The organism is Streptomyces sp. NPDC088733 (assembly GCF_044751185.1).
Lineage (GTDB): Bacteria > Actinomycetota > Actinomycetes > Streptomycetales > Streptomycetaceae > Actinacidiphila.
Genome location: NZ_JBIVLH010000008.1, coordinates 262,812 through 280,166 on the forward strand (window position 1 = coordinate 262,812; position 17,355 = coordinate 280,166).

The following is a 17,355-nucleotide window of genomic DNA, read 5'->3' on the forward strand; positions in this document are numbered from 1 at the left end:
CCGGAGAAATCCAGGGGTTCGCCCCTGATGCCCCGGCGTGGGCCCTGCCCCTATCGTCTTCGCTGACGAGGCACTTCCGAACCCACCGTCACGGAGTCCCGATGAAGGCAGTCGTCCAGGACCGGTACGGCTCGACCGACGTCCTGCAGGTCAAGGAGATCCCCACCCCCACCCCCGCCGGCGCCCAGGTGCTCGTCCGCGTCCACGCGGCCTCGGTCAACGCGCGCGACTGGCACCTGATGCGCGGCGACCCCTACCTGGCACGCCCCTCGATCGGCTTCGGCGGCCCGAAGGTCAAGGTCCGCGGTACCGACTTCGCCGGCCGGGTCGAGGCGGTCGGCCCGGACGTGCGGCGGCTGCGCCCCGGCGACGAGGTGTTCGGCGAGGCGGACGGTGCCTTCGCCGAGTACGTCTGCGCCGCGGAGGACGTGGTCGCGGCCAAGCCGGCCAACCTCTCCTTCGAGGAGGCGGCGTGCCTGCCCCTGGCGGCGAACACCGCGCTCGTCGGCCTGCGCGACCTGGGCAAGGTGCGACCGGGCCAGAAAGTGCTCGTCAACGGGGCGTCGGGCGGCGTGGGGCCGTTCGCCGTGCAGATGGCGGCCGGCTACGGGGCGCAGGTGACCGGCGTGTGCAGCACCCGCAACGCGGACCTCGTCCGGTCCTGCGGCGCCGGGCACGTCGTCGACTACACCCGTGAGGACTTCACGCGCGACGGCCGCCGCCACGACCTCGTCTTCGATCTCGTCGGCAACCGCTCGCTCACCGCCCTGCTGCGCGTGCTCCACCCCGCCGGCACGCTCGTCCTGTCCGGCGGCGGCGTCTCCAAGGGCGGCAGCCTCGTCGGGCCGATGGGCCTGCTGATGCGCGGGCAGGTCGTCGCGCGCCTCGGGCGCCGGCGCATCCTCGTCCTGGTCGCCCAACCCGGTCCGGAGAACCTCGCGACGCTCCGCGAACTCGCCGAGTCGGGCGTCATATCCCCCGTGGTCGACCGCAGTTACCCCCTGGCGGAGGCGCCGGAGGCCATCCGCTACCTGGAGGTGGAGCACGCCCGGGCGAAGGTCGTCGTCACGGTGTGACACCACGGACGCTACGGGGGCGCCTCCAGCCCGGCCAGGAGCCCGGCTACATCGAGACCGCACCGCAGGTACTGCTCGAAGACGGCGTTGTTCAGCGCCCACGGCGAGCGGTGCCGCCGGACGAGGGCGATCGAGGGGGCGGCCCCATGGCCGAGTTCGGTGAGTGCCTGCGCCACGACCAGCCCCGAGCGGTTGTACCCGGCCCGGCAGCGGACCAGGACGGTGCGGCCGTTCCGGACGGCCGTGGCGGCGTCGCGGGCGAGGCGCGCGACCGTGGCGATCTGCGCGGCCGTCAGGGGCGCGTCCGGGAGTTCGGCGACCACATGCGTGACGTGGGGGTCGCGGGGCCCGTGCCCGGCCAGGTGGACCAGGTCGACGACCACGTCGAACTCGCCGGTCACGACCACCGGGTGAACGGTGCCGTGCCCGTCGGTCCAGAAGTGACCGCCCATCCAGAGGCCGGTGGTGATCTCGTCCCAGGGCGTCCCGGGAGCGGGGACGCCGCCGGCCCGGCTGCGCGTCTTCACGTGAGATGTCCTTCCCGCACCGGCAACGGACCGCGGGGCGCGCACGTTCCCCGGCCGCACCCTCAAGGTGCCTGGGCGCCCGTGGCGTTGGGGTAGGGGAGTGCCGCGGCGCAGGCGTGAGCCGCGGGGGAGAGGACGGCCAGGAGCCGGTCGAGGGCGTCCGCGGGCAGCGCGGACCAGGGGCGGGCGGCGGTCACGTCGGTGGCGGCTTCGAGGGAACGGTGGGCGGCGCGCCCGTCGTCGGTGGCCGCGCCGTCGGTGCCGAGCAGGCCGCGGGCGGTGAGGCGGGCCCGGGCGGCGGTCCACTCGTCGTCGGTCCAGCCGCGGTGGGGCTGGAGTTCGCCGCGGGGCAGGTCGATGCCCGAGCGGAGGACCAGGGCCTCGCAGCCGTCGAGGTCCGCCGCCACGAGAGCGGCGACATGGCCGTCGCCGCGGTGTTCGCGCAGCAGCGTCGCGTGGTGCCAGAGCTCGTGGAGCGGGTCGGACGGCAACGGCAGTGCCGCGTTGGCGGCGGCCAGGACGCGGCCGGCGATGTCGAGTCCGCCGCTGACCGGCCGCAGCAGCGCCGCAGCCTCCTCCGCGGCCGCCTCGTACCCGGCGAGCAGCCGGCGCAGCGCTGCGCCGGCGCCCTGCGCGCGCACCGCCAGCGCCGCCTCCGGTGAGGCCAGTCGCCACACGCCGGGCAGGGCGCGGGCCACCATCCCCGGGGCGAAGGAGAAGAAGGCGGCGGTGATCGGCGCCGGGCCGACGGCGCCGAGGGGTGCCGCGCGGCAGGCGAAGTAGCCGCGCCAGAAGCCCCGCAGGCCCGCTTCCTCCGAGGCGGCGCGTGCCTCGGGGGTGAAGTACGTGACGGAGTGGACGGCTTCGAGCAGCCGCCACATCCGCCGGGCGGTCGCGGTCGCGGTCGCGGTGGTGCCGGTGCCGGTCACCGCCGCGCACCCGTTTCCTCCACAGCGGCGGTGGTACGGGCCTCGATCGCGCGGAGCACGGCCACCATGTCCCGCTGCCCGTCGCCCTGTTCGACGGTCTCCTCGAAGAGGGCGTGGCACACGTCCAGCAGGGGCGAGGCGAGCTCCGCCCTGCGTGCGGCCTCGGCGATGAGGCGGTTGTTGTGCAGCACGTCGGAGGCCGCGGCCTGGGCCGCGAAGTCCCGCTCCCTCAGCTTCGGCGCCTTCATCCGGGACACGGCGCTGGCCATCGGCCCGGCGTCGAGGACGTCGAGGAACTGCCCGGTGTCCAGGCCCTGCCGCTCCGCGAAGTGGAAGGCCTCGGTGAGCCCCGTGACCTGGGTGATGAGGAACAGGTTGACCGACAGCTTCATCAGCAGCGCCCCCGGGACCGGCCCGCACACGAAGGTCTCCCGGCACAGGGGCGCGAGCAGCGGCCGTACCTCCTCGACGGCGGCGGGCTCTCCGGCGAGCATCCCGACCAGCTGCCCGGCCTCGGCGGGTTTGCGGGATCCGGAGACCGGCGCCTCCACATAAGTGCCGCCGGCGGCGCGGACGTCGGCCTCCAGGGCGCGGGACCACTCGGGCGAGGTGGTCCCCATGGCGACGACGACACGACCGGCGACCCGGGACGCGAAGGCGGGTCCGCCGCGGTCCAGCACGGTGTCGGTCGCCGGGCCGTCGGCCAGCATGAGGACGACGACCCGGCACCGGGCGAAGACCTCGTCGGGCCTCGCGGCGACGTGGGCGCCGGCCGCGCGCAGCGGCTCGCAGCGTTCCGCGGTGCGGTTCCAGACGACCAGCGGTACTCCGGAGCCCGCCAGATTCAGGGCCATGGGCTGGCCCATGATCCCCAGGCCGATGAATCCCACGTCCATCACGCACCGCCGTTCCGACCGGTCCATCCCGCCGCTATGACAGCTGTCATAATAGGGGGCACGGCGCCCGCCGCCACCCCGTACGCGCGCCGCCCCGCGGCGCGGCGCCGGGGGGGATTGTCACGAACGAAGCCGGGAGGTCGGTCATGGCGGAATCGGTACGCGGGCCCCGCGAGCGCATGGTCTTCAGCGCGGCGCAGCTGATCCGGCGGGGCGGCGTCACGGCGACGGGCCTGCGCGACGTCGCCGCCCACGCCCAGGCACCCCGCGGGTCCCTGCAGCACTACTTCCCGGGCGGCAAGGACCAGGTCGTCGGCGAGGCCGTCGCGTGGGCGGGCCGGTACGCCGGGAACCGGGTGGCCCGGTTCCTCGCCGGCCTGCCCGAGCCGACGCCCGGCGGCCTGTTCGCCGCCATGGTCGCCCAGTGGACCGACGAGTACCGTGCGTCCGGATTCGACGCCGGATGTCCCGTCGCCGCCGCCACGGTGGACTGCGCCGCCTCCACCGACTCCGTGCGCGCGGCCGCGGCCGCCGCCTTCGCGACCTGGACCGGGCCGGTCGCCGCCGCGCTGCGCGACATGGGCGTGCCAGCGGAACGGGCCGAACCGCTGGCCACCTTGATGATCAGCGCCATCGAGGGGGCCCTGGTGATCGCCCGCGCGGAACAGGACGTACGCGCCCTCACCACCGTCGCCGCCGAACTCGCCCCGCTCCTGGACGCGGCCGTCGCGCGCTGAGGGCACACGTCTCCCGGGGCACCTGGAGTGGAAGGCCGGAACAGGGGCAGACGTCCCCCAGGACCGCACCGGCCGCTACCCACCCCCCCCGGTTGCCGGTGCGGTCCTTCCCCTCGTTTCCGGTGTGTCGACGCCCCACCGGACGCTCCCGGAGCCCGGCCGTCCTCCGGCGCATCCGTGCCGCACGTACCACAGGCCTTGTGGCCGTGGCACGGCGACGGGTTCCGGGCAGCGCGCTTGTCGACTTTCGGACAACTGGAGCTTCGATAAGTCGATTTGGCGCCACTTCGGAGGAAACTGGCGCCCAGAACTGACGGGTGGCGGCGCCGCGGAGGTGGGCAGGACTTCCGCGGTGCGGGATGATCAGTGCGGTTCCGGGCGCCTGCGGGCCCGGTGCACGAGGGGTGGTCGGCGTGTGGCGCGACGCGGCGCGCAGCGGTTCGGCGGCCGGTGTTCGCGTTGTTCTCATCGGTACTGCGACGTGGAAATGAGTGACCTATGCCTCCTGAGATTGTTGGGCGTCAAGGCTCTCTGGCCGGCGAGAGGTTCGGCATCGGCGAGAAGCCGCTCACCTTCGGCCGCAAGTCCGGGAACACGGTGGTGATCGCCAGTGTGAGCGCCTCGCGGTTCCACGCGGAGGTGCGTCGCGAGAACCATGGCTTCGTCCTGTACGACCGCGGCAGCAGCAACGGGACGCGGGTCAATGGGGAACGCGTGACCTCGCACGTGCTCCAGCCCGGCGACCTCATCGCCATCGGCGAGGAGACGTTCTGCTTCGAGGCCGCCGACCCGATGGAGACGATCCTCGACCTCTCCCTCCTCCAGTCGCTGATGGAGCCGGCCGAGCCGGAGGAGCCCGGCCCGGTGCTCAACGTGACGGTGGCGGGCGGCGGCCCGGTGGGCCTGTCGTTCGCCCTGCTGCTGGAGCACCTGATGGGCCGCCGGGTCTCCGTCACCGTCTACGACGGCCGCTGGACGCAGGACGGCGACCGGGTGGTGTGGAAGAGCGAGGGGCAGGGCAACGTCCGGCGGCAGCAGGTTGTCACCGTGCAGAGCCGCCAGTACCTCAACCTGCCCGAGGAGGTCCAGGCCCGGCTGTTCACGGAGGGGACGTACACCGAGATGTGGCCGGCCGGGCCCGACTCCATCCGCGGCTTCAGCCCCCGCAACATACGCATCGCCTACATCGAGGACACCCTGCTCGCCCTCGCCAACGAGAAGCCGGAGCGCATCCGCCTGGTGCCCGCCCGTTTCGACGCGGTCGAGCACCATGCCTCGGTCGCGGGGGACCACGTGCTGGCGATCTGCGAGGGCGGCCGCTCCCGCACCCGCGAGTACTTCACCGAGAAGTTCGGTACCGCCGACAAGTCGATCTACTCCCTTGCCGGCGAGCACATCCAGGACGTCGTCCTCGGACTGCGCGTCAAGTCCGCCCTCTCCGACCCGATGACGGTGCTGCTGACCGTGGCGCAGAACCGCTTCCTGCTCAACGCGCTGCGCGGCGAGGGCTTCCTCAACATGCGCCTCACCGACGCCGAGGCCAAGGAGGTCGTCGGCATCGACCCCGTCCGGCAGGTCTTCGAGGAGTGCATCGCCTCCCGCCCCTGCGTGATGGGACGCGACGAGGACGGCGACTTCCACTGCTCCACCCACAGCACCCTCTTCCTGCCCGCGCTCATCAGGGGCTCGGCCCTGTGGAAGCGGGTCAAGGAGGGACTGGCGCTCTTCGGTGTCGCCGAGGACGACCTGAGCGCGGTGACCGCCTTCCGGCTGGACATGGTGCAGCGTCCCCGCTTCACCGCCCGCCTCCACCCGGGCACCTCCTCCACCCCGGGCACGTACGGCTTCCTGCTCGGCGACGCCGCGAACGCCATCCACTTCTGGCCCGGGCGCGGCCTCAACAGCGGCCTCGGCTCGGCCATTTCGCTCGCCCGGACGCTCAGCGGGACATGGCGCGGCCGGCCGCTGCGCGACGCCGACTTCGTCCGCCACGAGGCGGCCATGTCGATGCTCCAGTACCGGCACAAGAGCCGCGCCTGGAACGCGATGATCACCACGGACGAGAACGGCGTCAGCCGTGCCATCAAGGAGGTCATCGCGCAGAGCATCGCCGAGTCCGCCGCCCTGGAGGGCGGACCGGACCGCGAGGCCGGCATCGACGGCCTCATGGAGCAGCTCCGCGCGATCCGCGACCGCCTCGCGCCGCGCATCCCGGGCATGCCCGACGACGAGACGCTGCGCGCGCACCTGGGGACGCTCAGGAGCGAGACCCTGCGCACCCTCCTCGACAGCGGTCCGTGGGACACGCTGATCGTCGGCGGCGAGGAGGTCGACATCGACATCTTCTACCGCGACGAGCAGTCCTCGGCATCCGCGACCCCCGCGCCGCCCACGAAACCGGTGCCCGCCGCCACGGCCTGACGGCGCCGTACGGGACCGGCCCCGGGTTCACCAGCCGGGGCGCGTACCGACCCCGCCGTCGACCACGAGATCGTGGCCGGTGATCCAGGAGGCGGCGGGGGAGGCGAGGAAGACGCAGGCCGCGCCGATGTCCGTCGGGGTGCCGAGGCGGCCCAGGGGTGCGGCCGCGGTCCAGCGGCGCACCCCGTCGGGCCAGTCGTCGGCCAGGCCCGGGCGGTCGACCAGGCCGGGGGAGACGGTGTTCACGCGGATGCCCGCCGGGCCGTACTCGCCCGCCGCGGCCCGGGCGAACATGATCAGCGCGGCCTTGGCGGCGCTGTAGTGGGCATGCCCGTGGGCGGGGCGGCTGCCCTCGACCGACGCGATGGCGGTGATCGAACCGCCGTCCCGCGCGGACATGTGCGCGGCGGCGGCCTGCACCACCCCGAAGGCCGCGTGGAGGTTCACGTCGACCACCTTGCGCCAGGCCGCGTCGTCCATCCCGGCGAGCTCCCGCACGGGCTGGACCCCGGCGCAGTGGACGACCGCGTCCAGCCGTCCGCCCCAGCCGGCCGCGGCCGCGACGAGCTTGCGGGGCGCGTCCGGCCGGGTCAGGTCCGCGCTCGCGGTGTGGGCCCGGCCGCCCGCGGCGGCGATCTCGGCGGCGAGCTTCCTGACGGCGTCCGTCCGGTGACGGGCGTGCAGGACGACCGCCGCCCCCGCGTCCGCGAGGCCGCGCGCGACGCCCGTTCCGATGCCGCCGCCGGCCCCGGTGACGAGCGCGACCTGTCCGGTGAGGCCGAAGCCGGGGCCGCCCGTCATGGCCGTTCCCCGTGCGTGCCGTCGGACGCCGGGCGCACAGGGCGGCCGAGGACGCGGATCAGCTCCGTGTGCGCCGGATAGCGGGCCGCCAGCGCCTCGGGGTCGCCGCCCTCGAAGTCCGCGGGGACGAAACCGGGCGCCATCGTCGTCCCGCACAGCGACCAGCGCCCGCCGGGCGCGACCCGTGCCGCCATCCACGTGCCGGCCGGTACCGTCGCCTGCACGCGGCGGTCGGCGTCGTCGCCGAGCAGCACGACGTGCGAGCGGCCGTCAGGTTCGAGCAGCAGGAGTTCGGCCGGGTCGCCCCGGTAGAAGTGCCACACCTCGTCGGCGGGCAGGCGGTGCGGCGTGGAGGAGCCGTCCTCGTCGTCACTGAGCAGGAACAGGATCGCGGAGCCCGCCGGGCGCCCCGTTCCGTCGGGCGGCCCGGCCCATGTGCGGCGGAACCGGCCGCCCTCGAAGGGCAGCGGCTCCAGCCCGTAGCGGGCGGCCACCTCGTCGGCGCTCTCGTCGTCGCGGTGCTGCGGCATCGTCCCCCTCGGTCCTGCCGGTACCGGGCCCCGGTCGTCGCTGCCGACCCTACGAGACGGAGGCGCGCCACGGGCCCCGGCGCGCGGACGGGCGGGGCCGCGGTCAGGAGCCGGTGAAGCGGGGCCGCGGGGCGGCTTCGCCGCTCCAGGAGGCGAGGAGGGCGAGGGCCTGCGCGGAGGCGGAACCGGGCTCGGCGGTGTAGATGCCGAGGACCTGTTCGGCGTCCCCGGTCACCGCCAGCGCCTCGTAGTCCAGGGTCAGATCGCCCACCACCGGGTGATGGAACAGCTTCCTGCCGAAGGTGCGGCGCTCCACGTCGTGCGCCGCCCACCAGGTGCGGAAGTCCCGGTCCCGCAGAGAGAGTTCGCCGACGAGTTCGGTGAGGCGGGCGTCGTGCGGGTGCTCGCCCGCGTAGAGGTGGAGGGCGGCGACCGTGGTGCGGGCGACGCCCTCCCAGTCCTCGTACAGCGTCCGCGCCTCGTCGTGGAGGAAGATGAACCGCGCCATGTTGCGCTCGCGCTGCGGCAGCGCGTCGAAGTCGGTGTAGAGGGCCCGGGCCAGCCGGTTCGTCGCCAGTACGTCGGTGCGGCGCCCCACGACCAGGGCGGGGACCTCCGTCAGCGTGTCGAGGATCCGGTACAGCCCGGGGCGGACCCGCTGCGCCGGCACCGGACGCGGACGGCTCCGCACCGGCTTGGCGACGCGGAACAGGTGGCCGCGCTCGTCCCCGGTCAGCTGCAGCGCGCGGGCGATCGCGTCGAGCACGCTCTCGGAGACGTTGACGGCGCGGCCTCGCTCCAGCCGTACGTAGTAGTCGACGCTGACCCCCGCCAGCCCGGCGACCTCCTCGCGGCGCAGTCCCGGCACCCGGCGCGCCGTCGGGGCCGGCGTCAGGCCCGCCTGCTCCGGGGAGATCTTCGCCCGGCGGGAGCGCAGGAACTCGCCGAGTTCGCCCCCTCGGTGGTCCGCTCTGTCGTCCATGTCCCCACGCTACGCCGCGCCGCTCCTGCCGCCCGGGCGGCAAAGGGGTACTGCCGGACCCCCTTGCCGCAGCCCGCGGGCGGCCGCGCGGTCACACCGCCCGGGAGGCGTTGCGCGCGATCGCGGCGACGACCGACGGCCAGACCGCCTCCGGCAGGTCGTGGCCCATGCCGGGGACGAGGAGCAGTTCGCTGCCGGGGATCGCGGCGGCCGTCGCCTCGCCCCCGCTGCGGTCGACGAGGCAGTCGTCCTCGCCGTGGACGACCAGGGTGGGGACGGCGACCGAGCGCAGCGCGGCCGTGCGGTCGGGCGAGGCGAGGATGGCGGCGTACTGGCGGGTGTAGCCCTCCGGCCGGTGCGCGCGGTCGTGGGCGGCCGTGACGCGCTCACGGAGCACGTCCCGCGCGACGGGGAAACCGGGCGAGCCGATCACCTCGTAGCGCCGGACGCCGGCGGCGATCACGCCTTCGCGGTCCAGGGACGCGGCGTCCGGACCGGGCATGACGGCGCGGGCCCGCTCCGAGGCGCGCCCCACGGACCGGGCGCCCGTGGTCGACATGATCGAGCACAGCGACAGCACGCGCTCCGGATGGTCGATCACCAGCTGCTGGGCGATCATGCCGCCCATCGACGCCCCGACCACGTGCGCGGCCGGGATGCCGAGGGCGCCCAGCAGGTCGGCGGTGTCCTGCGCCATGTCGGCCAGCAGATAGGGCACGCCCGAGGTGTCGCCGCGCAGGACCGTGCCGATGTCGGGGACGGTCCGCCCGTCGGGACCGGTCGACAGGCCGCTGTCGCGGTTGTCGAAGCGGACGACGAAGAAGCCCTGGTCCGCCAGGGCGGTGCAGAACTCCGGCCGCCACGTGGTCAGCTGCGCGCCGAGCCCCATGACGAGCAGCAGGGCGGGACGCCCGGGGCCGCCGAAGGTGTCGTACTCGATCTCCATCCCGTTGGCTTTCGCACGCGGCATGCCGGGCTCCTCGCTGGGGTCGGTCGGGTCGGGCGGACGGTGGGCCGCCGAGTTTGGGTACCGTCCAGTCGGTACGGTACCGGCAGCCGGGCGCGGTGTCCGCGTACCTCCCTCCCCGCACGCCAACGCAGGCTAAGATCCTGCTCAGTTGGTGTACGGGCAGTGGCACGGAGGAACGAGTACCAGCACATGGCCGACCACACCCCCGGTCCTCCTCCGCCGGCCCACGCGGTGGCCGCGCGCTGCCGCCGCGTCGTCGACGCCGACTGGTTCGGCGTCGCGGTCTTCGCGGTCATCCTGGCCAACGCCGCCGTCCTCGGCGTGGAGACCTACGACGGACTCGCCGACCGCTGGCACGGGCCCCTGAAGCTCCTGGAGCACGGCTTCCTCGCGGTCTTCACCGCGGAGATCCTGTTAAGGGCCGCCGCGCACGCCGACCGCCCCCGGGAGTTCCTGCGCGACCCGTGGAACCTGTTCGACCTGGCCGTGGTGGCGCTGGCGTTCCTGCCCGTCGCACGGGACAACGCCACGGTGCTGCGCCTGCTGCGGCTGGCGCGGGTGTTCCGGGCCGCCCGGTTCCTGCCGCAGTTGCGGATCATCATCGTGGCCGTCGGGAAGAGCCTTCCGGGCACCGCCAGTTTCCTCCTGGTCGGTGCCCTTCTGCTGTACGTGTACGCCATGGTCGGCTGGGTGTTCTTCGCCGCCGCCGACCCCGGGCACTACGGGTCCATCGGGCGGGCCGTGCTCACGCTCTTCCTGCTCATCACCCTCGACGGCCTGGGCGACGCGGTGCGCGCCGGGCTGGAGGTGTCCCGCTGGTCGATCCTGTACTTCGGCTCCTTCGTCCTCCTCGGCTCCTTCGTGCTGGTCAACCTCCTGGTCGGCGTCGTGATCAACTCGCTGGAGGAGGCACGCGAACTGGAGCGCGAGGCGGCGGCGGCCGCCGCCGGCCCGCCCGACCCGCCGCCGGACGAGCGCGCGCTGCGGGAGCGGATCGACGCCCTGCGCCGGGCTCTGGACGATCTCGAATCCGGCCTGGCGGCCACCGCCGCGTCACGCCAGGACGCCTGAGGGCCCCGGCAGGACCGCGCTCACCACAGGTCGTGCCGCTCCGCCACGGCGTCGCCCGCGTACGGACGGAAGCGGTCGAGGTTGTCCCGGGCGGGGTGCCGCCGTCCTGCCGGGCCCTCGGCGAAGGCGTGCAGCAGGTTCGTGGTGACGCGCCGGGTGAAGCGTGTCGCCGCCCGGGACGTGCCGTGGTCGCCGTCCCCCTTCAGCGAGCCGACCCAGCGCATGGTGCCGGCGTTGAACACGCCCGCTCCGCTCGCGACCGTGTAGTACGCGGTGTCGTGGAAGCTGCGCACGCCCCGGCAGACCAGCGGCGAGTGGGCGATGATCTCGATCGGCCGGGGCGTCGGCGGCGCGCCGGTGACGCGGTCGTACTCCGTGCCGACGAGGTTCGCGAAGCGGGTTTCGCCCGTGGCACCGGTCCCCTCCAGCAGCCAGTGGCCCGGTTCGGCGACGGCGTACGCCGCGCTGGTGCCGTTGGACTCGTAGAGCGTCCCGGTGAGCGCGTTCTCCGGCCGGGGGTGCGGCGGCTCGCGCCAGTCCGTCGTGACGGCAGCGTCGTCCTTGCCGTTCAGGGGGTCGCGCGGCCAGTCGCTCTTGTAGCAGACGACGAGGCGCCGCTCGCCGAGGGCGGTCGGCTCCAGGCGGACGCGCCGGAAGCAGGCGTTCGCGCCGAGGAACGCCACGTTGGTCCCGCTGTCGCGGGCCGCCGTCACCCGGCCGCGCATGGCGGGTGTCCAGTACTCGTCGTGGCCGAGCGACACCACCGCGCGGGCCCCGGCCAGGAGTCCCGGCTCGTGGTCCACGTCCATGCCGGTCGCGTACGCGAGCGGCAGCCCCAGGCTCTCGGCGAGCGCGACGGCGGGCTGCTCGTAGGTCAGGAACAGCGGCGCCCCGTCGCGGTCGTAGGGGCGGTCGCAGCTGACGGCCAGGGAGCGGCCCGCGTAGTCCGCCGCGCCGCCGGGGCCGTGGTACAGGCTGCGCCCACCCCAGGTGTTGTACGCCTGCCAGGTCGGCACCGCGTTGACCAGCACCACCTTCCCTGCCGCCGCCCGTGACCGCACGGTGAGCGGCACGTAGCGCTGCGCCCCCGATTCCCCCGCGGTGAGCCGCACCAGGTAGGCCCCCTCGGGCCAGCCGCGGGTGCGGACGGCGACCCCCGGGCCCCACCGTGCCGCCGACACCGTACGGGTGGTCCCCTGCGGTCCCGGTACCTCCTGCCGCCGTCCGGCCAGGTCGCCGGACGCCCAGACCCGGCGGGCCTGCGCGCCCCCGTACCAGCCCATGCGGAACGCCTCCGCGCGGTACGTACGGTCCGTGGTCGACACCAGCAGCCGGAACTCCTCGCCGGGCAGCACGCTCACCCGGTCGGCGAAGCCCTCGATCGCCCGGTCGTCGCCGCGGGACCGCAGTCCCCAGTCCCGGTCGCCGGGCCGCGCGTTCTCGGCGCGGACGTCCAGACCGCCGGTCGCGCGGTCGTGCGGCGGCGTACCGGAGGCCGAGCAGCCCGCGGCGACGGCCGCCGCGCCCACCGCCGACACTCCTCCCAGGAAACGTCTGCGGTCCCACGGCGCGATCACATCGCGAGGCTAGACAGCGACGCCGTACGCGGCCCGCCGGACTGGGCCGGGCGGAGGACGCGGCGTCGCGCATCCGTGGGAACTTTCACCAGCAAATATCTTCAAAGGAAATATTTCCGACATTCCGCCGTGCTGACCAAAGGAACCGCCCTCACCGCGCGGTCGGAGGTCCCCATGAGGAGTTCGGGTCAGGCACGACTCGCGACGGGCAGCGCCCGGCCCGCCGCACCCACGCGACCGGCGTTCCGGGCGCTCGGTCCCGGTCTGCGACGGCGGCTGCCCCTCGTCGTCGCCGCGGTCGCGCTGCTCGTCATCGTCCTCATGGGGCTGCTCGTCCCCATGAGCGTCCACCTGTCCTCGTTGCTGGTCGCGGTGCCCGCCCTCACCGCCACCCTGTACAGCGCGCTCGCGACCATCCACATGACCGTGCTGGCCTGCGCGGGCGCCGTCGCGGTGGACGTCCACGACGGCCTCGGCCACTCCCTCATCCTGCCGATCCACGTGCTGGACCTGCTGGTCGTCTGCGGTCTCGTGCTGGTCTTCTGGCGCGCGCGGGACAGCGACCGCAGGACCCTCAGAGCCGTCCGCTCGGTCGCGGAGACCGCGCAGCGCGCCCTGCTGAGGCCGCTGCCGTGCCGTGTGGGATGCGTGGACATGGCGACCGCCTACCGCTCGGCCGCCGCCCACGCGCGCATCGGCGGCGACCTGTACGCGGCGGAGCGGGTCGACGGGGCCGTGCGCCTGCTGATCGCCGACGTACGCGGCAAGGGCCTCGCGGCAGTGGACGACGCAGCCGCGGTCCTGGGCGCCTTCCGCGAGGCCGCGCACCGCGACATGTTCCTCAAGGGGGTCGCCATCGCGCTGGAGGCGAGCGTCGCCCGTCATTTCGGGCAGGCCGGCGAACGGGACGCGCATGCCGGCGAGCGCTTCGTGACCGCGCTTGTGCTGGAGATCCCCGACAACCTCCCCGTGGTCCGGGTCATCAGCTGCGGCCACCCGCAGCCGATGTTCGCGCGCGGCCACGACGTGGACCTCCTCGACCTGACCCACCCCGCGCCCCCGCTCGGCGTGGCGAACACCGGCCAGGACTACCGCGTCGACACCTTCGTGTTCGAGGTCGGCGACCTCCTGCTCCTCCACACCGACGGGCTGTTGGAGGCCCGCGACCGCGCGGGCGTCTTCTACCCCGCCCTGGACCGGTTCGCCTCGCTGTCCAAGAGCGGCGCCCCCGACAACGTCATCGAGCGCCTGCTGGACGACGTCACCGGCTACGCCGGCGGCCGCCTCGACGACGACGTCGCGCTGGTGGCGGTGCGCCGCCGCTGCGCCGACGCCCGCTCCGCCGAACGGAAGTTGGGCGCGCCGACGACGGTCCCCCGGGAACGGCGCGCCCCCGCCGTCCAGGTGACCGCGGCCCACGCCGACGTCCCCCGCCGCCGCGGCGAGGAGGGCGGACCCGCCCGGCGGAACCCGGCCTGAGCCGGTCGCCGTACCGGCGTGCGGCAGCCCGTTCGCATGCCGGAAGGCCGGGTCCCGCTGCGCGGGCGTCCGTCCGGCCGGGTCCGGAACGGTTGCGGGTGGTCGTCCAGGTGACGGCCGCGCAGGCCGCGGCCCGTGCCGACGCGGCGGGGAGGGCGGGACTGCCCGCCGCACGGGCCAGCGCGGCCCGTTCGCGGAAGGGCGGACTGGGTCCCGCCGCACGGGCAGCCGCTCTGCCGTGTCCGGAACCGTTGCCGACGGCTCACCTCCCGCACACCCGCGCCCGTCATACTGCGCCCATGACACCGTCGGCCCCGCGCCTCACCGGCCCCGCGGCCCAGGCCGCGATCCTCGTCCTGGCCGGCTGCGGCGGGCCGTCCGGCGCGGCGGCCCCTGACCCGCTCCGCACCGTCGCGCCGCTGCCGGACTCCGCCGTGGGGCAGGCGCTGGCCGAGCGCGCCGCCCACCCCTACTCGGCCCGCTTCCACACGGAACGACCGCGCGGCGCGAACTCCTCACCGGTGCAGCGGATCGAGGGGACCCTCAACCTCGGCGCCCGCACGACCGGCGAGTTCACCGTGTCGTCCGTAGAGCCCGACCGGTACAAGGAGGCCCAGGAGGTGCTGCTGCCCACCGGCGCCTGGGTGCGCGAGGTCGACGGCAACGGGCGTACCGTACGCGGCTGGTGGCACGACCCGCTCGCCAAGGCGCCGCCCGGCAACCAGATCATGCAGGTCCACGCCGTCGCCCAACTGCTCGCCCGCCAGCCCGCCAACGCCCGTCAGCAACTCCGTGCGGACACCGGTGGCCCCCCGCTGTACCGGCTCTCCGGCTGGATCGCCACCGCGGCCTTCGAGGGCGTGGACCCCCGCACCTACGCGACGCTCGTGCCCCGCGAGGACGTCCCCGGGACGAAGGGTGTCACCTGCACGGCCTGGGTGGACGCCCAAGGACGCGTCACCCGCTTCGAGGAGGACCTCGTCTACCCCGACGACAGCCGCTACCAGAGCGTCATGACGTTCACCGGCTTTGCGGGGCCGGTCCCGGTCCGGGCGCCCGCGACCGGCCCGTGACCGGGCCGCTGCCACCGCCCGCACGCGGCGTGGCACTCCGGGAGGCCCGCCGGATCCGCCTGGTCGAGGTCGGCACGCCGGAGGTGCCGCCGGCCGTGCGGTCGGCCATGGACCGGGCCTGGGACGCGGCCGTCGCGTCGGCGCCGGCCCTCTTCGACGGGCCGGTGGCGGCCTGCGTCGGGCTCGGGCGCGACGCGCCGGACTCCCTCGTCCTGTCCTGGGCGAGGACGACGTACCGGCGGCACGTCCTGCGCCGCTTCCCCGGGGCGACCGGCTGGCTGCCCTCGCTGTTCGTCGCCGTACTGCAACCCGACGAGGACGGGCGGCTGCTCGTCGGCCGGATGGCGCCCTGGACCGCGACCCTCAGCCGTGTCCAGCTGCCCGGCGGATCCGCCGAACCCCCGGAGGACCATGGAACGCTGGACCTGGACGCGCTGCGCCGGCACGCCGCCCGCGAACTGGCGGAGGAGACCGGCACCGTCGTCCCGCCCGGCGACCTGGCGCTCTGGCTCGTCACCCACGCCGCCAACGGCACGGTCGGCGTCCTCTTCCTCGCGCCGCCGCGCCGCGAGGCCCTGCTGCGGGAACGCTTCGCGGACCTGGTGGCCTCGGAGACGGCGCGGGGCCTGGAGCCGGAGTTCGACCGCCTCGCGTTCGTCGGGTCCCCGGTGGATGTCGCCGCCCTCGGCGCCCGCGCGGTGGACTACCTGGACGCGGTCGTCCGCCGCTGGACCGGCCGCGCCGGCGAGCCGGAGGACGGCCTCAGGAGCGAGGACCCTCCGGCCGGCCGGGCGGGGTGAAGCACGCCGTCACCGTCTTGCCGTCCGGCTGGGTGTGGGTGTGCCAGTGGTCGGCCACCGCCTCGACCAGGGCGAGCCCGCGGCCGCCGGTCGCCGTCGCCCCGGCCTGACGCCGGGCGGGCAGCTCGCCGCCCGAGTCGTGGACGCTCACGTGCAGGCACCGGCTGTCCCAGGTCAGGATGAGCTCGGCGTCGCTGCGGGCGTGCACATGGGCGTTGGTGATCAGCTCCGACACCGTGAGCAGGATGTCGTCCACCGTTCCCGGGGCGTCCTTGGTCCACTCCAGGGTGTCCAGGTGCTCGCGGGTCCAGCGCCGGCCCGCCCGCACCCCGCCGGACACCGGGAAGGACCGCGCCCAGCCCACGGCTTTCATCGATGTGTCGGCCACCGCGCTTCTCCCTTCCACGGTCTTCTGGGGCCCGCATCTCCCGTCTACCCCGCTTTCGCCGCGGCACGGGGCCGCGGCGGCCCGTGATGCGAAGCGCGGCCCGGGGGCGGATCGTGGGTGGGGACCGGCCGACGACGCCCACCCGGGCCGTACGGCGCGAGCGACCCCGGCGGGCGGCGCGCCCGGCGGGGACGGCGAGGACGGGGGAGTACCGGTGAAGCAGTCCGTCCTGCGGGACCGCGTGGCCGTGGTGACGGGGGCCGCGCGCGGCATCGGGGCAGGCATGGCGCGAGAACTGGCCCGGCGCGGAGCCCGCGTCGCCCTGCTCGGCCGCGAGAAGGAGACCCTTGCGGCCGTCGCCGGCTCACTGCCCACCCAGGCCCTGTGCTGGGAGGCCGACATCACCGACGACGCCACCATGCGACAGGTCGCCGGTGAGGTGGCCGCCCGCATGGGAGACCCCGCGGTAGTGGTCGCCAACGCCGGCATCGCCGAGGGCGGCCCGTTCGTGGAGTCCGACCCCGCCGTCTGGCGCCGCGTCATCGAGGTCAACCTCATCGGCAGCGCGACCACGGCCCGGGTCTTCCTGCCCTCCCTGCTGCGCACGCGGGGCTACCTCCTCCAGGTCGCCTCGCTCGCCTCCATCGGCGCCGCGCCCATGATGAGCGCGTACTGCGCGTCCAAGGCGGGCGTGGAGTCCTTCGCGCAGTCGCTGCGCTCCGAGGTCGCCCACGAGGGGGTGGCGGTCGGCATCGCCTACCTCAACTGGACCGACACCGACATGATCCGCGACGCGGACGAGTACGCGGTGCTGCGCGAACTGCGCGCCCACATGCCGCCTCCCGCGCGGAAGGTGTACCCGGTCGCGTCGGTGGCCGCCCGGCTGACCGACGCCGTGGAACGCCGCGCCCCGGCGGTCTACGCACCCCCGTGGCTCCGGGCGGCGCAACCGGTGCGCGCGCTGCTGCCGTCCTTCGTCGTACGGTTCTCGCGCCGGGAACTGCCGCGGCTGGCCGAGCGGACGCCGTTCACGGCGACCGGTCTGCTGGGCCCCGGCGGCCGCGCCGACATGCCCGGCGACGGCCCGACCGCCTGAGC

17 protein-coding genes are annotated in these 17,355 nt (G+C 74.8%); 8 read left to right on the plus strand and 9 right to left on the minus strand.

The features are described 5' to 3' along the window. The first annotated feature begins 101 nt into the window (after nucleotides 1–101). Nucleotides 102–1,076 (plus strand): NAD(P)-dependent alcohol dehydrogenase, encoded by a 975-nt coding sequence (locus tag ACIP64_RS17585; protein WP_401587119.1) that lies wholly within the window; start codon nucleotides 102–104, stop codon nucleotides 1,074–1,076. A gap of 11 nt (nucleotides 1,077–1,087) precedes the next feature. Here ACIP64_RS17585 and ACIP64_RS17590 read toward each other — a convergent pair whose 3' ends face one another. The 3 genes from ACIP64_RS17590 to ACIP64_RS17600 all read right to left on the minus strand — a co-directional run bounded on the left by ACIP64_RS17590 (nucleotide 1,088) and on the right by ACIP64_RS17600 (nucleotide 3,428). After that, nucleotides 1,088–1,603 carry a protein phosphatase gene (locus ACIP64_RS17590; RefSeq protein WP_401587121.1) on the minus strand — a complete coding sequence of 172 codons (516 nt, stop codon included), beginning with the start codon at nucleotides 1,601–1,603 and terminating at the stop codon, nucleotides 1,088–1,090. A 62-nt stretch (nucleotides 1,604–1,665) separates the two neighbouring features. Continuing rightward, on the minus strand, nucleotides 1,666–2,532 hold the full coding sequence (locus ACIP64_RS17595; RefSeq protein ID WP_401587124.1) for a hypothetical protein: 867 nt from the start codon (nucleotides 2,530–2,532) through the stop codon (nucleotides 1,666–1,668). After that, nucleotides 2,529–3,428: an NAD(P)-dependent oxidoreductase gene (locus ACIP64_RS17600; protein ID WP_401587126.1), complete on the minus strand. Its 900-nt coding sequence runs from the start codon at nucleotides 3,426–3,428 to the stop codon at nucleotides 2,529–2,531. The genes ACIP64_RS17595 and ACIP64_RS17600 overlap by 4 nt, the downstream gene beginning before the upstream one ends. A 146-nt stretch (nucleotides 3,429–3,574) precedes the next feature. Between ACIP64_RS17600 and ACIP64_RS17605 the strand changes: the two genes are divergently transcribed. Continuing rightward, nucleotides 3,575–4,165 (plus strand): TetR/AcrR family transcriptional regulator, encoded by a 591-nt coding sequence (locus ACIP64_RS17605; protein WP_401587129.1) that lies wholly within the window; start codon nucleotides 3,575–3,577, stop codon nucleotides 4,163–4,165. A 498-nt stretch (nucleotides 4,166–4,663) separates the two neighbouring features. Beyond that, nucleotides 4,664–6,586 (plus strand): FHA domain-containing protein, encoded by a 1,923-nt coding sequence (locus tag ACIP64_RS17610; RefSeq protein ID WP_401587132.1) that lies wholly within the window; start codon nucleotides 4,664–4,666, stop codon nucleotides 6,584–6,586. Between the two features lie 27 nt (nucleotides 6,587–6,613). Here the strand turns inward: ACIP64_RS17610 and ACIP64_RS17615 are convergent, their stop codons facing one another. The 4 genes from ACIP64_RS17615 to ACIP64_RS17630 all read right to left on the minus strand — a co-directional run bounded on the left by ACIP64_RS17615 (nucleotide 6,614) and on the right by ACIP64_RS17630 (nucleotide 9,869). Then, complete coding sequence (locus ACIP64_RS17615; protein WP_401587135.1) at nucleotides 6,614–7,387, minus strand: SDR family NAD(P)-dependent oxidoreductase; 774 nt, start codon at nucleotides 7,385–7,387, stop codon at nucleotides 6,614–6,616. Beyond that, a complete protein-coding gene (locus tag ACIP64_RS17620; protein ID WP_401587138.1) occupies nucleotides 7,384–7,917 on the minus strand; it encodes a cupin domain-containing protein in 534 nt (177 codons plus the stop codon). Before ACIP64_RS17620 ends, ACIP64_RS17615 begins: the two co-directional genes overlap by 4 nt. 103 nt (nucleotides 7,918–8,020) lie before the next feature. Further along, complete coding sequence (locus tag ACIP64_RS17625; protein WP_401587140.1) at nucleotides 8,021–8,899, minus strand: helix-turn-helix transcriptional regulator; 879 nt, start codon at nucleotides 8,897–8,899, stop codon at nucleotides 8,021–8,023. 91 nt (nucleotides 8,900–8,990) lie between these two features. Further along, complete coding sequence (locus ACIP64_RS17630; RefSeq protein ID WP_401587142.1) at nucleotides 8,991–9,869, minus strand: alpha/beta fold hydrolase; 879 nt, start codon at nucleotides 9,867–9,869, stop codon at nucleotides 8,991–8,993. Nucleotides 9,870–10,058: 189 nt separating this feature from the next. Between ACIP64_RS17630 and ACIP64_RS17635 the strand changes: the two genes are divergently transcribed. Further along, complete coding sequence (locus ACIP64_RS17635; RefSeq protein WP_401587338.1) at nucleotides 10,059–10,940, plus strand: ion transporter; 882 nt, start codon at nucleotides 10,059–10,061, stop codon at nucleotides 10,938–10,940. A 20-nt stretch (nucleotides 10,941–10,960) separates the two neighbouring features. Here the strand turns inward: ACIP64_RS17635 and ACIP64_RS17640 are convergent, their stop codons facing one another. Continuing rightward, nucleotides 10,961–12,517: a N,N-dimethylformamidase beta subunit family domain-containing protein gene (locus ACIP64_RS17640; protein ID WP_401587145.1), complete on the minus strand. Its 1,557-nt coding sequence runs from the start codon at nucleotides 12,515–12,517 to the stop codon at nucleotides 10,961–10,963. A gap of 174 nt (nucleotides 12,518–12,691) precedes the next feature. On the opposite strand from ACIP64_RS17640, the gene ACIP64_RS17645 reads away from it, so the two are divergent. The 3 genes from ACIP64_RS17645 to ACIP64_RS17655 all read left to right on the plus strand — a co-directional run bounded on the left by ACIP64_RS17645 (nucleotide 12,692) and on the right by ACIP64_RS17655 (nucleotide 15,869). After that, nucleotides 12,692–13,996 (plus strand): PP2C family protein-serine/threonine phosphatase, encoded by a 1,305-nt coding sequence (locus tag ACIP64_RS17645; protein WP_401587147.1) that lies wholly within the window; start codon nucleotides 12,692–12,694, stop codon nucleotides 13,994–13,996. A 299-nt stretch (nucleotides 13,997–14,295) separates the two neighbouring features. Next, on the plus strand, nucleotides 14,296–15,069 hold the full coding sequence (locus ACIP64_RS17650; protein WP_401587150.1) for a hypothetical protein: 774 nt from the start codon (nucleotides 14,296–14,298) through the stop codon (nucleotides 15,067–15,069). Between the two features lie 29 nt (nucleotides 15,070–15,098). Next, nucleotides 15,099–15,869: an NUDIX hydrolase gene (locus ACIP64_RS17655; protein WP_401587152.1), complete on the plus strand. Its 771-nt coding sequence runs from the start codon at nucleotides 15,099–15,101 to the stop codon at nucleotides 15,867–15,869. On the opposite strand, the gene ACIP64_RS17660 is transcribed toward ACIP64_RS17655, so the two are convergent. Further along, a complete protein-coding gene (locus ACIP64_RS17660) occupies nucleotides 15,832–16,257 on the minus strand; it encodes an ATP-binding protein (RefSeq protein WP_401587155.1) in 426 nt (141 codons plus the stop codon). The two genes, ACIP64_RS17655 and ACIP64_RS17660, sit on opposite strands and share 38 nt — an antisense overlap. A gap of 214 nt (nucleotides 16,258–16,471) precedes the next feature. On the opposite strand from ACIP64_RS17660, the gene ACIP64_RS17665 reads away from it, so the two are divergent. After that, nucleotides 16,472–17,353, plus strand: coding sequence for an SDR family oxidoreductase (locus ACIP64_RS17665; protein WP_401587157.1), 882 nt, complete (start codon nucleotides 16,472–16,474; stop codon nucleotides 17,351–17,353). Nucleotides 17,354–17,355: the final 2 nt, after the last annotated feature.

Bases quoted from the DNA above. Each gene is read 5' to 3' on its own strand.
- ACIP64_RS17635 (WP_401587338.1), top strand. From the start codon at position 10,059: ATGGCCGACCACACCCCCGGTCCTCCTCCGCCGGCCCACGCGGTGGCC.
- ACIP64_RS17645 (WP_401587147.1), top strand. From the start codon at position 12,692: ATGAGGAGTTCGGGTCAGGCACGACTCGCGACGGGCAGCGCCCGGCCC.
- ACIP64_RS17585 (WP_401587119.1), top strand. From the start codon at position 102: ATGAAGGCAGTCGTCCAGGACCGGTACGGCTCGACCGACGTCCTGCAG.
- ACIP64_RS17620 (WP_401587138.1), bottom strand. From the start codon at position 7,917: ATGCCGCAGCACCGCGACGACGAGAGCGCCGACGAGGTGGCCGCCCGC.
- ACIP64_RS17605 (WP_401587129.1), top strand. From the start codon at position 3,575: ATGGCGGAATCGGTACGCGGGCCCCGCGAGCGCATGGTCTTCAGCGCG.
- ACIP64_RS17630 (WP_401587142.1), bottom strand. From the start codon at position 9,869: ATGCCGCGTGCGAAAGCCAACGGGATGGAGATCGAGTACGACACCTTC.
- ACIP64_RS17615 (WP_401587135.1), bottom strand. From the start codon at position 7,387: ATGACGGGCGGCCCCGGCTTCGGCCTCACCGGACAGGTCGCGCTCGTC.
- ACIP64_RS17610 (WP_401587132.1), top strand. From the start codon at position 4,664: ATGCCTCCTGAGATTGTTGGGCGTCAAGGCTCTCTGGCCGGCGAGAGG.
- ACIP64_RS17650 (WP_401587150.1), top strand. From the start codon at position 14,296: ATGACACCGTCGGCCCCGCGCCTCACCGGCCCCGCGGCCCAGGCCGCG.
- ACIP64_RS17600 (WP_401587126.1), bottom strand. From the start codon at position 3,428: ATGGACGTGGGATTCATCGGCCTGGGGATCATGGGCCAGCCCATGGCC.
- ACIP64_RS17625 (WP_401587140.1), bottom strand. From the start codon at position 8,899: ATGGACGACAGAGCGGACCACCGAGGGGGCGAACTCGGCGAGTTCCTG.